The 14,705-nt window shown below is 56.2% G+C and carries 15 protein-coding genes; 1 reads left to right on the top strand and 14 read right to left on the bottom strand.

Features of this window, described 5'->3' with window-relative positions; all coding sequences use genetic code 11:
- Positions 1–69 precede the first annotated feature (69 nt).
- The 11 genes from hisS to INT33_RS00130 form a co-directional block, all read right to left on the bottom strand.
- The gene (hisS, locus tag INT33_RS00080) at positions 70–1,365 is read right to left on the bottom strand and encodes a histidine--tRNA ligase (RefSeq protein WP_192538600.1); all 1,296 of its coding nucleotides are present in this window, start codon (positions 1,363–1,365) and stop codon (positions 70–72) included.
- Between the two features lie 45 nt (positions 1,366–1,410).
- The gene (gene ispG / locus INT33_RS00085) at positions 1,411–2,526 is read right to left on the bottom strand and encodes a flavodoxin-dependent (E)-4-hydroxy-3-methylbut-2-enyl-diphosphate synthase (RefSeq protein WP_193090812.1); all 1,116 of its coding nucleotides are present in this window, start codon (positions 2,524–2,526) and stop codon (positions 1,411–1,413) included.
- Between the two features lie 8 nt (positions 2,527–2,534).
- Positions 2,535–3,500 carry a RodZ domain-containing protein gene (locus INT33_RS00090; protein ID WP_193090813.1) on the bottom strand — a complete coding sequence of 322 codons (966 nt, stop codon included), beginning with the start codon at positions 3,498–3,500 and terminating at the stop codon, positions 2,535–2,537.
- 40 nt (positions 3,501–3,540) lie between these two features.
- Complete coding sequence (pilW, locus tag INT33_RS00095) at positions 3,541–4,275, bottom strand: type IV pilus biogenesis/stability protein PilW (protein WP_193090814.1); 735 nt, start codon at positions 4,273–4,275, stop codon at positions 3,541–3,543.
- A 121-nt stretch (positions 4,276–4,396) separates the two neighbouring features.
- Positions 4,397–5,581 carry a 23S rRNA (adenine(2503)-C(2))-methyltransferase RlmN gene (gene rlmN, locus INT33_RS00100; protein WP_192538604.1) on the bottom strand — a complete coding sequence of 395 codons (1,185 nt, stop codon included), beginning with the start codon at positions 5,579–5,581 and terminating at the stop codon, positions 4,397–4,399.
- 85 nt (positions 5,582–5,666) lie between these two features.
- A complete protein-coding gene (gene ndk / locus INT33_RS00105) occupies positions 5,667–6,092 on the bottom strand; it encodes a nucleoside-diphosphate kinase (protein WP_018918130.1) in 426 nt (141 codons plus the stop codon).
- Positions 6,093–6,276: 184 nt separating this feature from the next.
- A complete protein-coding gene (locus INT33_RS00110; protein WP_192538606.1) occupies positions 6,277–6,603 on the bottom strand; it encodes a HesB/IscA family protein in 327 nt (108 codons plus the stop codon).
- A gap of 31 nt (positions 6,604–6,634) precedes the next feature.
- The gene (locus INT33_RS00115) at positions 6,635–7,810 is read right to left on the bottom strand and encodes an aminotransferase class V-fold PLP-dependent enzyme (RefSeq protein WP_193090815.1); all 1,176 of its coding nucleotides are present in this window, start codon (positions 7,808–7,810) and stop codon (positions 6,635–6,637) included.
- Positions 7,811–7,863: 53 nt separating this feature from the next.
- Entirely contained in the window at positions 7,864–8,331 is a 468-nt protein-coding gene (gene iscR, locus INT33_RS00120; protein ID WP_192538608.1) for a Fe-S cluster assembly transcriptional regulator IscR, read from the bottom strand.
- A 78-nt stretch (positions 8,332–8,409) separates the two neighbouring features.
- Complete coding sequence (cysE, locus tag INT33_RS00125) at positions 8,410–9,285, bottom strand: serine O-acetyltransferase (RefSeq protein ID WP_193090816.1); 876 nt, start codon at positions 9,283–9,285, stop codon at positions 8,410–8,412.
- 146 nt (positions 9,286–9,431) lie between these two features.
- Entirely contained in the window at positions 9,432–10,172 is a 741-nt protein-coding gene (locus INT33_RS00130; protein WP_193090817.1) for an RNA methyltransferase, read from the bottom strand.
- A gap of 171 nt (positions 10,173–10,343) precedes the next feature.
- Between INT33_RS00130 and INT33_RS00135 the strand changes: the two genes are divergently transcribed.
- A complete protein-coding gene (locus tag INT33_RS00135; RefSeq protein WP_193090818.1) occupies positions 10,344–11,138 on the top strand; it encodes an inositol monophosphatase family protein in 795 nt (264 codons plus the stop codon).
- A 204-nt stretch (positions 11,139–11,342) separates the two neighbouring features.
- Here INT33_RS00135 and secF read toward each other — a convergent pair whose 3' ends face one another.
- The 3 genes from secF to yajC all read right to left on the bottom strand — a co-directional run bounded on the left by secF (position 11,343) and on the right by yajC (position 14,678).
- Complete coding sequence (gene secF / locus INT33_RS00140) at positions 11,343–12,269, bottom strand: protein translocase subunit SecF (protein WP_192538612.1); 927 nt, start codon at positions 12,267–12,269, stop codon at positions 11,343–11,345.
- A 94-nt stretch (positions 12,270–12,363) separates the two neighbouring features.
- Complete coding sequence (gene secD / locus INT33_RS00145) at positions 12,364–14,217, bottom strand: protein translocase subunit SecD (RefSeq protein WP_193090819.1); 1,854 nt, start codon at positions 14,215–14,217, stop codon at positions 12,364–12,366.
- Positions 14,218–14,351: 134 nt separating this feature from the next.
- On the bottom strand, positions 14,352–14,678 hold the full coding sequence (gene yajC, locus INT33_RS00150; RefSeq protein WP_018918121.1) for a preprotein translocase subunit YajC: 327 nt from the start codon (positions 14,676–14,678) through the stop codon (positions 14,352–14,354).
- Between the last annotated feature and the right edge of the window lie 27 nt (positions 14,679–14,705).

Genomic DNA, 14,705 nt, shown 5'->3' on the forward strand with positions numbered 1-14,705 from the left:
ATTACCTAAAACCGCCGCAGCATAGCGACGATTAGTTATTTATCAGCACGCAGCGCGTGCCTGTTTAGCTTAGCGGACCAGCAGCTCGTCTAGCGCAGAAGAAAGCGTTGCCTGACTCACGCGCTGCTGCTCGCGATCATCACGCAAGAACTTGAGCGTGACCGCCTGTTCGGCAAGTTCTGTCTCGCCGAGCAAAATGGCCACGGGCGCCGCGCTTTTATCGGCTTTTTTCATACGACTTTTGAAGCTGCCGCCGCCGCAATGAAGCTGCAGACGTAAATCGGGGAGGTCGCTGCGAAGCTGCTCGGCAAGCGTTAGCGCGGCAATCGTTGCGCTATCGTCCATGGGCACAAGATAGACATCACAGCCACCCAGCGCTTCATCGGGAACCAGATTTAGCGTCTCAAGCAGCAGAATCAGCCGCTCGATACCCATTGCGAAACCCACCGCCGGGGTCGGCTTGCCGCCCAGCTGTTCGACCATGCCATCGTAACGTCCGCCAGCACATACCGTGCCCTGGCTACCCAGCGCGCTCGTGGTCCATTCGAACACCGTGCGGCAGTAGTAGTCGAGACCACGCACTAGGCGAGGGTTGATCACAAAGGGAATGCCTGCCGCATCGAGCATAGTTTTGAGCTGCTCGAAATGCTCACGCGATGCATCATCAAGGTGATCCATCAGCTGCGGCGCGCCGTTGAGCATGTCGGCCATGGCCGGATTTTTGGAATCCAGAATGCGCAGCGGGTTGCTGATCAGGCGACGCTGAGAGTCCTCGTCAAGAATCTCGCGGTGCTGCTCAAAATAGGCCACCAGCTTTTCACGGTAGGCCACACGCGCCTCGGCAGAACCCAGTGAGTTAAGCTCAAGCGTGACATGCTCAAACAGGCCCAGCTCTTTCCATAGGCGCGCCGAGAGCAGAATCACTTCGGCATCGATATCCGGCCCTTCAAAGCCGTACGTTTCAACACCCACCTGGTGAAACTGACGGTAGCGGCCTTTTTGAGGACGTTCATGACGGAACATCGGACCCTGGTACCAGAGCCGTTGGGTCTGGTTGTGTAACAGGCCGTGCTCCATCGCCGCACGTACGCAGCTGGCCGTACCTTCTGGACGCAGCGTCAGGCTATCGCCATTGCGATCGTCAAAGGTGTACATCTCTTTTTCGACGATATCGGTTACTTCGCCGATAGAGCGAGCGAACAGGGCGGTTTGTTCAACAATGGGCGTGCGAATTTCATCGAAGCCATAGCGGTGCATCAAATGACGCACTTTAGACTCAAAAAATTGCCAGCGAGGGCTATCGCTGGGCAACAGGTCGTTCATACCACGGATGGCTTGAATCTTTTTAGCGGCGGACTTGCTCAATGAAAACTCCTTATTCTGCATCCTGGCTGATGCATGGGCCCGGCGCTAAACGCTGCGGGCAATCATGTCATCTTCTTGCTGCTGTTTTTGGCGCACTTTTTCGCGGATCAGCCGCTCCAAGTCATCCACTAAGTGGTCGTTACGCAGCTTGCTGGCCGGTTTACCGTCGATATACACCAGGTTCGCGGGGCTGCCGCCGGTCAGGCCGATATCGGTCTCTTTTGCTTCACCCGGGCCGTTAACCACGCAGCCGATGACTGAGACATCAAGCGGTGTCATTACGTCTTCCAGGCGCTCTTCAAGCTGGTTCATAGTGCTGATAACGTCAAAGTTCTGCCGCGAGCAGCTGGGGCAGGCGATAAAGTTGATCCCCTTGGCGCGCAGGCGCAGGCTTTTGAGCATATCAAAGCCGACCTTGATCTCTTCCACAGGGTCGGCGGCAAGTGACACACGAATCGTGTCGCCGATGCCGTCCATCAGCAGCATACCGAGACCAATAGATGATTTAACGGTGCCCGAGCGTAGCCCGCCAGCTTCGGTGATTCCCAAATGAAGCGGCTGCTCGATGCGGTTGGCAAGATCACGGTAAGCCGCGACGGCCATAAATACATCCGAGGCTTTGACGCTGACCTTGAACTCTTGAAAATCGAGCCGATCCAGGTGGTCGATATGACGCATGGCGGATTCCACCAGCGCGGCAGGCGTGGGCTCGCCGTACTTCTTCTGAAGATCTTTTTCCAGCGAACCGGCGTTAACGCCAATGCGGATAGGAATACCGTTATCGCGCGCCGCACTCACCACGGCGCGTACACGGTCTTCACGGCCAATATTGCCGGGGTTGATGCGCAGACAGTCAACGCCCAGTTCGGCGACGCGCAGAGCGATCTTGTAATCAAAGTGAATGTCCGCGACCAGCGGTACGTCAACCAGCTTTTTGATCTTGCCAAAGGCTTCGGCGGCATCCATATCCGGTACCGAGACGCGCACGATATCAGCGCCAGCCTTTTCCAGCTGCTGAATTTGACCAACGGTAGCCGCCACGTCCAGCGTGTTGGTGTTGGTCATGCTTTGTACTGAAATAGGCGCGTTTCCGCCTACCGCCACATTGCCGACGTGAATTTGACGGGACAGGCGGCGTTTTATCGGAGAAGGGGCGTGCATAAGACGGGTCACTCTCCCAGGGTAAATCGGGCTACATTGTTGGCGCCGGCGCGCTGTGCAAGATCGACCTGCTCACCTTGATAGCGCAGCACGACGCCAGTGGCGTTTCCTACGGTTAAGCGAAACGGCGGCTCACCTTCAACGGTTGCGGTGGTGCCGGGCGTTTGCAGGCCAACAAACACGCGTTGGTTATTGGCATCGAAAATTTCGGTCCAGGACTGCTCGTTAAACGTAAGCTCCATCCGGTTGGCATTGCCCGCCGGAGGTGCCGTTTCCTCTTCGTCAGCGGCATCCGCTTCGGTGGAGGCGGCAATATCCAAGGCCGCGACATCGCTCACTGTGGGGGCTTGTTCGTCGTTTGAAGCTTCCTGCGCTGCAGCATTGCTTTCAGTCGCATCCGCCGCATCGCCAGCGCTGTCAGGCTGGCTGACCTGCTCTGAAGATAGAGCAGGCGTCGTGGGCGGTGTGGGTTCGGCACCTTCATCGGCTGCGGACATAGGTTCGCCGCCTTCCTCTACGGGAGGGTTATCACCAAAGCTGGGCGGCTCGCTGCCACCGCGGCTTTGCCACCACATGACGGTCACGCCGATCAGACCTGCAATCACCAGTACCGTGACCAGCCTAAAAAGCCAGGCACCAAGCTTTGAGGGCGGGCGGCTAACCGATACGGGGGCTACTTTACGTTCGGTATCCGCAACGCCATAGCGCTCCTGATAAGCATCTAAAACCAGGTGCTCGTTAAGACCCAGGTATTTAGCGTAGGAGCGCAGGTAGCCTCGGCGATAGGCGGTAACCGGAATTTCGTCATAGCGGTCCTGCTCAAGGCCTTCGACAACGGCTGGGCGCAAATTGAGCGCTCGGGCAGCTTCGCCCAGCGGTACGCCTAGCTGTTCACGCTGGCGTAACAAAATCTCGCCGGGTGAGGCGGCTGTGCGGGAAGTAGTGACGCTATCTTGTAACTGTGTGTCGCTCATGGCTGAGCATCCTTAAATAATTAGGTGATCAGGGCGTCAATTAATAAGTGCCAAGCCTGCGCTGGTAGTCAGCTGCCGTCGCGTGGTCGCCTTGGGCGCGGGCGATATCTATCGCCATTTCCAGCGCTGCTTGGTCTGGTCCGGCCAACTGCAGGTAGGTTTGCAGCGGCGACCAGGCATTACGGTAATTGCCCTGGGAAACTTCCAATTCGGCTAATAAAAAATATCCCCGCGGACTTTGCGGGTCGATACGCTGCGCGCGGGCTAAACGTCCGCGCGCTTTATCAAATTCTTCCAGCGCCAGATAACATTGGCCCAGGTTAGTGAAAAGCTGGGCGCGATTGGCATACTGGGCATCTTGGGATGCGTGTTCCAGCTGTTCGCAGGCGGCGGCAATATGCCCCTGCTGATACAAAAATGCCGCGTAGTTATTACGGGCACGGGTAAACATGGGTGCGACATCAATGGCCTGTTGAAAATACGTATTAGCCAGTTCAACGTCGCCCTGCTGTTGATAAACCAGCGCCAGAGCCTGCAACGCTTCGCCGTGGTTGGGGGCGATTTCCAAAGCCCGCCCTAAAGCGGCACGTGCCCTGGGCAGGTTATCACGTTCCAGGTACGCGACGCCCAGTTGGGTGTAGGCATCCTTGGCGTCGGTGTTGGCCTTGGCAGGCAAATCGTTTGACGTGGCACAGCCAGCTAGCCACACACTGCTGAGCAAAGCAGCAAGTATGGGCACCCGCAACGGGTTAAAATGCCTGCAGTGACCAATCATAATTGCCTTTGAGAAATCATAGCTGCTCTCGTGGTGTAAATCGCCAACTGACCGCCGACACGACGCATAAAAACGTGTCCATCAAAGCGCCGTGCTCGTCGGAAGTCAAGATAAGCACCGTTTAGTCAGCGTCAAGCTGCACGGATTGGATGTAGCGTGCGCTGCGTTTGGTGCGGTCTTTTACGCGGCCCACCAACTGACCACAGGCGGCATCAATATCATCACCGCGGGTGACACGTACCGTGGCGTTGTACTCCAGATCGTAAAGCCACTGTTGAAAACGCATCACCTGATTGCGTGAAGGCTTCTCATACCCTGAATTGGGGAACGGGTTAAACGGTATCAGATTAATCTTACAAGGCAGCTCTTTAAGCAGAGCGGCTAGCTGTTCGGCGTGCTCCTGCTGGTCATTCACGTCTTTGATCAAGGTGTACTCGATCGTGACTTGGCGATTATCCGGGCATTTGGATAAATAGCGATGACAAGCATCCAGCAGCATGCGGATGTTGTACTTGCGGTTGATCGGCACCAGCTCGTTACGCAGCTCGTCGGTCGAGGCGTGTAGAGAAATGGCCAGGCTGACGTCAATTTCGTCGCCCAGTTTGTCGATCATGGGGACAACGCCAGAAGTAGACAGCGTGACGCGGCGTTTGGACAAGCCATAGCCGTTATCGTCCAGCATCAGCTTCATAGCGGGCAGCACGTTGTCGAAGTTGAGCAGGGGTTCACCCATGCCCATCATGACCACGTTGGTGACCGGGCGGTTGGCGGTGTCACGGCGCGGACCTACGCTGCGCTGGGCAACCCATACCTGGCCAATGATTTCGGCAGCGGTTAAATTGCGCTGAAAACCCTGTTTGCCGGTAGAGCAAAAGCTACAGTCCAGTGAACAGCCAACCTGGGAAGACACGCACAGCGTGCGGCGTTTACCGTTCTCGGCCGGAATTAGGACTGTCTCAACGTAGCTTCCGTCTTCGACTTCAAGCACCCACTTGCGCGTACCGTCGCTTGAAGTGCCTTCATAAATAACGCTGGGGCCACGAATCTCTGCCACCTTCGCCAGCTTTTCCCGCAGTGGCTTAGACAGGTTAGTCATGGCGGTAAAGTCGTCGCTACCTTCCTGGTGGATCCATTTCATCAGTTGGGCGGCGCGAAACTTCTTCTCGCCAATCGACAAAAAGAACGCTTCCATCTGTTCGCACGACAGCCCCAGCAGGTTCTGGCGCTCAGGCGCTTTTTCCGCTGGCGTTACACTGTCAGACGTGGATTGGGGAGCGGGCGTATGTTGGGCTACGGTGGTGGTCATGGCGGTCAGCGTTCTGGAAAGGGGCGGGGGCAAAGCCCCCGCGAAAATGGCCGGCAACGAACGTTGAAACGGCGCCGCTAATTAATTAGCGCGGGCAGATTTCATCGTTACCGAAGAAGTAACTAATTTCACGCTCAGCACTTTCAGGAGAATCGGAACCATGGACAGCGTTGGCGTCGATTGTTTCCGCAAAGTCAGCACGGATAGTACCCGGTGCCGCTTCTTTCGGGTTGGTTGCACCCATCAGATCACGGTTTTTGGCAATGGCGCCTTCGCCTTCCAGTACTTGAACAACCACCGGGCCTGACGTCATGAAGCCAACCAGGTCTTTAAAGAACGGACGCTCTTTGTGCTCAGCGTAGAAGCCGCCCGCTTTCTCTTCAGAAAGGTGGGTCATTTTAGCGGCAACGACCTGCAGGCCGGCTTTTTCAAAGCGCGCGATGATGTCGCCGATCGCATTTTTAGCAACGGCATCGGGCTTGATGATAGACAGAGTGCGTTCAGTAGCCATGTAAATATCTCCTTGAGGCCTTTAAAAAAAGTGATAAAGCAGAAATTGCCGCCTCGGCAAGCCGGGGCGGCGAAGGAAAATCGTTTCGGCAAGCGTACGGTCGTGTTCACCGTTTACCGAGTGGGCGCGATTATAGCGCCTCAAGCCAACATTGAATACCGATGATGACATGGGCGCCTGCGTATTACACCGTAAAGCTTTCGCCGCAGCCGCATTCGTCTTTTACATTCGGGTTATTGAACTTGAAAAAGCGGTTCAATCCTTCGCTGACATAGTCCACTTCGCTGCCGTCGAGCATCTCAAGCGCATCGGGCGCTACATACACGCTGGCACCATGATCTTCAAAGTGAATTTCGTCATCGCCGACTTCATCAGCAAAATCCAGCACATAGCTATAGCCCGAGCAGCCGCTGGGTTTGACCGATACGCGCAGGCCTAAACCCTGACCGCGCTCATCAAGCACATGGCGGATCTGTTGTGCGGCAGCTGAGGTAATGTTGAGTGTTGCCATGGGGCGTCCTCCTAAAAAATGCGCCAGCCGCTTAGCGTGGCAGTGTTCGTAAACCGCTCACCGCATGGCGAATGAGGGTTAACGCATGGTCAATATCGTTTTGGGTGGTGAAGCGCCCAAAGCTAAAACGTAGCGAGGAGAGCGCCAGGCCGCGCGGAATGCCTACCCCCAATAATACATAAGACGGGTCAATGCTTGCCGAGTTGCAGGCCGAGCCGGTGGACACGGCGACATCGCGCAGGGCCATCAGCAGCGACTCACCATCGATACCTTCAAACGCAAGGTTCAGGATGTTGGGTACCGCCCGGTCAAGCGGTGTATTGGCTACCACCCCGTCAAGATCGGCAAGCCCAGCCAAAAAGCGCTGTTGCAGGTTGGCAATATGCGCCTGATCCTCGGCGTATTCTTTATGGATGAGTGCAAAGGCTTCACCCATCCCGGCAATTTGATGGGTGGGCAGGGTGCCTGAGCGCATACCGCGCTCGTGCCCACCGCCATGGATCAGCGCTTCAAGGCGGATGTCGGGGTGGCGCTTAACATACAGCGCGCCAACCCCTTTGGGTCCGTAGGATTTATGCCCGGAAAGCGACATCAGATCGATTTCCTGAGCAACTACATTCAGCGGAATTCGGCCCACGGCCTGGGCGGCGTCGGTATGAAAAACGGCGCCGAATTCGTGGGCGATGGCGGCGAGCGCGGCAATGTCGTTAATGCTGCCCAGTTCGTTGTTCACCGCCATTAACGAAACCAGCGCGGTATCATCGCGCATGGCGGCGCGTAGCTGCTCGGTTGTGACGGTGCCATCCTGCCCAGGCGTTAGCCAGGTGATTTCAAAACCTTCACTTTCCAGCGCAAGGGCAGTGTCCACGACTGCTTTATGCTCAATGGTCGAGGTCACCAAATGCATGCCGCGTTCGCGGTTGGCCCGCATGTAGCCAATCAGCGCCAGGTTATTGGCCTCTGTCGCGCCGCTGGTCCAGACGATTTCGCGCGGATCAGCACCAATCGTGTCGGCTACCTGACGACGTGCCTGCTCGACTACCTGTTCGGCCTGCCAGCCCAGCATATGGCTGCGCGAAGCGGGGTTGGCAAACAGCTGATCAACCGTCAGGTAGCGCTGCATAACCTCGGCCACGCGGGCGTCTACCGGCGCGGTGGCGGCGTAATCCAGATAAATCGGTAGCGAAGGTGTGGTTGTCGTCGTCATGGGAACCCGCTTAATTCAAAAGCGCCAGATAGCGATAGTGTGCCGCTTGGCCATTACGGTGATGAGGCGAGAATACCCGCTTCAACACGATTTCTTTGCCGCGAGGCAATACGTAGTACATCGGGGCGCTGCATCAATTGGGCAAGCGTGATGTCATCTAAAAAGTGCCGAATCTGGCCGGATAGTTCGCACCACAGATGATGTGTTAAGCACGTGTTGCCCTGTTGGCAGTCGGATAACCCTTGGCAGCGCGTGGCGTCTACCGTTTCATCCACGGCGTCAATCACCGCTGAGACGCTGATATCGCTTGCCGGTTTGCTCAGCAGATAACCACCGCCTGGACCGCGAACGCTACGCACAAGCCCTGAGCGGCGAAGCCGGGCAAACAGCTGCTCAAGGTAGGAGAGTGATATCTCCTGACGCTGCGAAATATCCCCCAGGCTGGTCGGGCCGTATTGATCATTCAGGGCCAGATCAAGCATGGCGGTAACCGCGTAACGGCCTTTGGTAGTTAAACGCATGACAGGCACCTCGACGCTGAACCTTCAGCGTGCTCCCGACAAATGTGCTGCCATTATGGGAAAGCCCGAGTAGTTTGGTCAACCATTACGCGGCGGCAGGCTATCATCGTTAATGCCTATCTCGGGCTTGCCTGGCTGTGTGGCGGGCTTTTCCGGGGCGGCACAGCCAGTGTTGTGTTCATCCAGCACGCCAGCAAAGTCTTCATCGCGTAGTTTCGGTAGGTGCCCATCGTGGTAGTTGGCGTCCAGCTTGCTTAGCGTTGAGCACATACGCTCAATGCGCTCGTCCACGGCGTGCATATGATCGAGCATCGCCTGCATGGAGCGGGCGACAGGGTCGGGCATATCCTGACTTACCCCGTAGGCATCAAAGCCGAATTTCTGGCAAATCGCTTCGCGGCGGATCGGGTCCACATCCAGCGCCTCTTCTACATCTGGGTCGGCGCGCTTAACGATTTTGCCGGGTATGCCGACAACGGTGGCACCGGGGGGTACTTCTTTAGTGACCACTGCGTTAGAGCCGATTTTAGCACCTGCACCTACGGTAAAGGGGCCGAGTATTTTAGCACCCGCCCCGACAATCACGCCGTCTTCAAGGGTGGGGTGACGTTTGCCTTTATTCCAACTGGTGCCGCCAAGCGTCACGCCTTGGTAAAGCGTGACGTTATCGCCCACCAGCGCCGTTTCACCGATCACCACGCCCATTCCATGATCGATAAAAAAGCGCCGCCCTATGGTGGCGCCAGGGTGAATTTCAATACCGGTCAGCCAGCGGGAAAACGTGGAGAGCGTTCGGGCCAGCCATTTTAGATTTTTTTTCCATAGCCAGTGACCGCAACGGTGAATCAGCAGCGCGTGGAGGCCTGGGTAGTTGGTCAGAACCTCTAAAAAGTTACGGGCCGCCGGGTCGCGGTCAAATACGCTGTTAATATCTTCACGTAGGCGTTGGAACATGGAGGATCCTTGGGTCAGCTCAGGCACGACGGTCAATAAAACGGCCAGTTAAGCAATTAAAATACCGTTAGCAGGGTAGCGAGGTTGGGGCACCTGACAGTAACTTCAAGTTTACGCCTGCCCTGCCTATTAAAGTGGTTCGGTTATTACTTGCCTGCCGCTTTTTCAGTGGCAGATAAAATGCCGCGTAAAATATTCATTTCCATTTTCTCTGGCCGCGCGCGCAAATAGAGCCGGCGCAGCCGCGCCATCAGTTGGCGAGGTTGTGCTGGGTCGTGAAACTCAATCGTGATCAGCGTGCGTTCCAGGTGTTCAAAATAGCGCTCTAACTCTTCATGAGTTACTAGGGCTAATTCATCATTCGCATCAGGCACAGGCGCGGCACCTTGCTGGCTTAGCCAGGCCATGCGGCACTCATAGGCCAGCACCTGCACCGCGGCGGCCAGGTTAAGCGAGCTAAAATCTGCGTTGGTGGGAATATGCACATGGGCATGGCAGCGCTGAAGCTCGGCGTTGGTCAGGCCGCTATCTTCACGACCAAAGACCAGCGCTACGCGTGAATCAGGCGTTTGGCACTCGCCAGGCAGACGATCCGCCACTTCACGAGGGGTTAGCATGGGCCAGGGGAGGGTGCGCGAACGGGCGCTGGCGCCCACCGCTAGCGTGCAGTCGGTCACGGCCTCTTCAAGCGTCGCGTGTACGCTTGCCTGATGCAAAAGGTGGTCAGCACCGGAGGCGCGGGAAATACTGTCTTGGGTAATGATTTCACAGCGAGGAGCGACCAGAGCTAAATCGGCCAAGCCCATATTGTGCATGGCGCGGGCAACGCCGCCTATATTGCCGGGATGACTGGTGCCGATTAAAACAATACGAATACGTTCAAGCATAGTGATGGGGCTCGGTGGATAGGGCTCGGTAAGCGGGCTTGATGATCAAAAGCGGAAAACGGCCAGTTTAGCACGAGTCGATAGCATGCCTGCGAGTGGTCTGCTAGAATTGCGCGCCAAAGGCAACCCCCTGCCTACTGTTCTTTAACATCACTGCGACAAGGCCCGATCATGAATCCGATGGTCCAATTTACGTTGCGCGCAGCGCGCAGCGCGGTTGAACAATTTTTACGTGTCCGTGAACGTATCGAAAACGCCCATGAAGAGTCCAATCTTGACCGCCTGCTAGAAGATACGGCGCGCAAGGCTGAAGCGACTATTGTGCATCAATTGGAGCGCGGCTACCCCCTGCACGGCTACGTTGGCCGTTATACTTCACACAAATCAGGTGAAGGCGAGGGTGCTGATACCGTCTGGAAGATTGAACCCATGCATGGCTACTCTAATTTAGCGGTGGCGAGTAAAGGCTTTGCTCTCTCAGTGGTGTGTCTTGTTAAAGGCCGTCCGGAACACGCGGTGGTCATTTCGCCGTTTGGTGATGATGAATATATCGCCAGCCGCGGCCGCGGCGCTCAGCACAATGGTAAACGTATGCGGGTTAGTAAACCTACTGCGATTACCGGCACGCGCCTGGCCATGAGCCTTCCCGAAGCCTGGCTGCGCCCTCGTAATCTCCCTGCCTATCTTTCCGTGACCCAACAGCTTGCCCCCCAGGTAGAAACGCTGTTGGCAACCGGTAGCGGCCTGCTGGATATGTGCGAACTGGCTAGCGGTCGTGTTGATAGCGCGTTTGTGCTGGGTATGGAAGAGCAGGATATGCAGGTAGGCAGCCTGATTCTTAAAGAAGCCGGTGCGCTGATGGGCACGCCCGATGGCCAGCCCAGCGTCAAGGTAGAAGGGCAGCTGATGGCCGCAGGCCCACGTCTGTATAAAGCGCTGATCAAGCAGCTGGCGCCGCATTTTTAAGTAGTGAATGGTAAGTGGTAAATAGTAATTGGTGAGTTGTGAATGGTGAATAGTGAGTTGGTGAATGGTGAATGGTGAGTTGTGAGTTGTGAATAGTGGGTAATGAATAGCTATTTATTATTTACGTACTAAAAAGGCCCTGCCGGGTTATTTCGGCAGGGCCTTTTTGTTGGCTGCTTATCAGTGTTGGAACACCGCTTTCTTTCAGGGCAGCTCTTCTTCCTCTTCATCAATGGCTTTCTTGGTGGGGATCAGGTCCTCACGCGAAAGTTTGAGCGGAAGCAGCAGGGCACCCGAGATGTAGATGGAGGAGAACGTACCCACGCCGATGCCGATCAGCAGAGCGATCGCAAAGTTCTCGATCATATCGCCGCCGAGGATCAGCAGGGCAATCAACACCAGCATTGTGGTGCCGGAGGTGGCCAGCGTCCGCGACAGGGTGGCATTGATCGCTTCGTTAAAGATCTGCGGCATATCATCGATACGCGAGGTGCGGATTGTTTCACGAATGCGGTCATACACCACGATCGTATCGTTTAGTGAGTAGCCGATAACCGCCAGAATAGCCGCCAGTACCGTCAGGTCGAACTCCAGCTGGAACAGCGCGAAGATGCCCACCACGATCATTACATCGTGAAGCAGGGCTAAAAGCGCCCCGATGGCAAACTTGTACTGGAAGCGGAAAGCGACATACAGCATTACCACGCCGAGTGCGACCAGCAGGCCCAGGCCGCTTTGATCACGCAGTTGGTCACCTACTTGGGCGCCGACGAACTCGGCACGCACCAGGTTGACGTTTTCACCGCTGGTGCGCAGCAGGTTGACGACATCGCTGCCCACATCAGGGTCAAACGCTTGCTGCAAACGGATCAGAACCTCGGTTGAGGCGCCGAAGGTTTGTACCGAGACATCCCTAAAGCCGCTATCCACCATCAGTTGGCGGATAGCATCCAAAGAGGGTGCTGCGCCATAGCGAACCTCAATCAGCGTGCCCCCGGTGAAGTCGAGCCCCAGATTGAGCTGTTGGAACACCAGGGCGCCAATCGACACAATCAGCATTACAGCAGAGACGATGAACGCCAGGTTGCGCCGTCCCATAAAGTCGATTTGCAGGTTTGATAGGGGTTTCATTACCACCTCTTAAATTCTGGGCTGAGCGCGTGGTTCAGGTTCATGCTCTTCAGGTCCATGCTCTTCAGATCCATGTTCTTCAGATCCATGTTCTTCAGATCCACAGCTTTTTGACGGGTTTGCTGCCGTAGGTCAGGTTGACCATGGCGCGTGTCACCATTAGCGCGGTGAACATGGACGTCAAAATGCCGATAGAGAGCGTGACCGCAAATCCTTTGACCGGGCCGGTACCAATCGAGAACAGGATCACCGCGACTAACAGCGTGGTGATGTTGGCATCGACAATCGAGGTAAAGGCGCGCTCGTAGCCTGCATGAATGGCCTGCTGAATCGATAGCCCGTTACGCAGTTCTTCACGTATGCGCTCAAAGATCAGCACGTTGGCATCCACCGCCATACCCAGCGTCAGTACGATACCGGCGATACCCGGCAGGGTGAGTGTGGCGCCCAGCATCGACATTACCGCGACCAGAATCGTCAGGTTGAGGGCGAGAGCAACGTTGGCAAAAATACCGAACACTTTGTAGCGCGCCAGCATAAACAGCACTAGCAGCAGCAAGCCGATTTGCACCGACAGCAGGCCGCGATCGATGTTTTCCGCACCCAGGCTTGGGCCAATGGTGCGCTCCTGCACGAAGTAAATCGGCGCGGCCAGCGAACCGGAACGTAGCAGCAGCGCAAGCTCAGCGGCTTCTGTCGGCGAGTCCAGGCCGGTAATCCGGAAGCTGTTACCCAGTGCGCTTTGAATGGTCGCTAAGCTGATTAGGCCGCGCTCAACATAAGGCTCGCGCTCAATGGTTTCTTCGCCGGTATCCGGGTCGGTGACCACCGTGTCTTCGCTCTTATGCTCGATGAACAGCACCGCCATGTTGCGGCCGATATTGGTGCGCGTGGCGCGGTTCATCAGCGTGCCGCCGGTGCCATCCAAATTGATATTTACCTGCGGACGACCGTTTTCATCGAAGCTATTGCTGGCGCTGGAAACGCTGTCGCCGGTAATGATTACGTCGCGCATCAGCTCGGCCGAGCGTGCTGCATCATTACGGAATGAGAGGGTTTCGGTTTCTGCATTAGGCGTGTCGTTGCGTGCTTCCAGGCGGAACTCAAGGTTCGCCGTCGCGCCCACGATCCGCTTGGCCGCTACGGTGTCCTGTACGCCGGGTAGCTCGACCACAATCTGGTTCGGCCCTTGGCGTTGAACCATTGGCTCGGCAACACCCAGCTCATTCACCCGATTACGCAGGGTGGTTAAGTTTTGGTTGATCGCGTAGTCCTGAATTTCGTTGACGGTCTGATCGCTCAGCGTCATCACCAGCGAAGAAGACCGACCACTGCCTTGCGTGCTGTATTCGAAATTGGGGAAGTCACGGCTAATCAAGCGGCGTGCGCTGTCGCGGTCTTCAGAGCTTGCAAAGTCGATCGACAGCGTACGGTCTTCAACCTCGGTGTTGCGATAACGAATACGTTCGCTGCGCAACAGTTCACGCATGGCGCTGGCATTGACTTCCAGGCGCTGGGTGAGTGCCGCTTCCATATCCACTTCCAGCAGGAAGTGAACGCCACCGCGCAGATCAAGACCCAGCGTCATGGGGGAGGCGGAAAACGCCTGCAGCCATGGAGGCGTGGCGTCTGCAAGGTTAAGTGCCACGGTTGCATCGCTGCCTAAGAGATCAGCGGCAATATCGCGAGCGCTTAGCTGGTCATCATTGTTGCGCAAGCGAATCAGCCACTGGCCGTTTTCTTGCTCAGAGGCTTTGACGACGATGTCGTTTTCTTCAAGTGCGCTTTCAACGCGTTGGATTTGACGCAATTCCAGCGTGTCACCCTGGGCGCTGCTGAGCTGAATAGCGGGATCTGCGGGGAATAAGTTGGGAAGCGAATAGATAAGGCCAACCACCAGGACGACCAGTATCAGTAGATACTTCCACAGGGGGTAACGGTTGAGCATGCAAGCCCTGCCTTCAATTACAAACGGAATTGCTGTGCATGGGGATTCCATGCACAGCAAAATTTACCATCGTACCTACCATGGCACCCCTGCCGGGGTGGCTGGCACTGGATCGGCAGGGGGAGTTGCGGGCGTTAGATGGACTTAATGGTGCCCTTCGGCAGTACGGCGGCAACGGCATTCTTCTGCACGTTAACTTCGGTGCCTTCAGACACTTCAAGGGTCAGGAACTCATCGCTGACCTTTGTGACGCGGCCTACCAGACCACCGCCAATGACGACTTCATCGCCTTTGTCCAAGCTAGTCACCAGCTGCTTGTGCTGCTTGGCACGCTTGGCTTGGGGGCGCCACAACAGGAAGTAGAAAATCAGCACAAAACCGACCAGCATGACGATTTGCGCGATACCACCGCCAGCGGCCGCTTCTTGGGCGTGGGCTGGTGAGATGAAGAAATCCAGCATTGCAGAGAACTCCTGGGTTAATACCCT

This window comes from Halomonas colorata, from assembly GCF_014897985.1.
In the GTDB taxonomy this organism is placed as follows: Bacteria; Pseudomonadota; Gammaproteobacteria; order Pseudomonadales; family Halomonadaceae; genus Vreelandella; species Vreelandella colorata.

Coding starts and splice junctions, on each gene's coding strand:
- secD (WP_193090819.1), bottom strand. CDS start 14,217: ATGCTCAACCGTTACCCCCTGTGGAAGTATCTACTGATACTGGTCGTC.
- INT33_RS00090 (WP_193090813.1), bottom strand. CDS start 3,500: ATGAGCGACACACAGTTACAAGATAGCGTCACTACTTCCCGCACAGCC.
- secF (WP_192538612.1), bottom strand. CDS start 12,269: ATGAAACCCCTATCAAACCTGCAAATCGACTTTATGGGACGGCGCAAC.
- INT33_RS00130 (WP_193090817.1), bottom strand. CDS start 10,172: ATGCTTGAACGTATTCGTATTGTTTTAATCGGCACCAGTCATCCCGGC.
- ndk (WP_018918130.1), bottom strand. CDS start 6,092: ATGGCTACTGAACGCACTCTGTCTATCATCAAGCCCGATGCCGTTGCT.
- pilW (WP_193090814.1), bottom strand. CDS start 4,275: ATGATTGGTCACTGCAGGCATTTTAACCCGTTGCGGGTGCCCATACTT.
- INT33_RS00135 (WP_193090818.1), top strand. CDS start 10,344: ATGAATCCGATGGTCCAATTTACGTTGCGCGCAGCGCGCAGCGCGGTT.
- yajC (WP_018918121.1), bottom strand. CDS start 14,678: ATGCTGGATTTCTTCATCTCACCAGCCCACGCCCAAGAAGCGGCCGCT.
- ispG (WP_193090812.1), bottom strand. CDS start 2,526: ATGCACGCCCCTTCTCCGATAAAACGCCGCCTGTCCCGTCAAATTCAC.
- INT33_RS00110 (WP_192538606.1), bottom strand. CDS start 6,603: ATGGCAACACTCAACATTACCTCAGCTGCCGCACAACAGATCCGCCAT.
- INT33_RS00115 (WP_193090815.1), bottom strand. CDS start 7,810: ATGACGACGACAACCACACCTTCGCTACCGATTTATCTGGATTACGCC.
- cysE (WP_193090816.1), bottom strand. CDS start 9,285: ATGTTCCAACGCCTACGTGAAGATATTAACAGCGTATTTGACCGCGAC.
- rlmN (WP_192538604.1), bottom strand. CDS start 5,581: ATGACCACCACCGTAGCCCAACATACGCCCGCTCCCCAATCCACGTCT.
- iscR (WP_192538608.1), bottom strand. CDS start 8,331: ATGCGTTTAACTACCAAAGGCCGTTACGCGGTTACCGCCATGCTTGAT.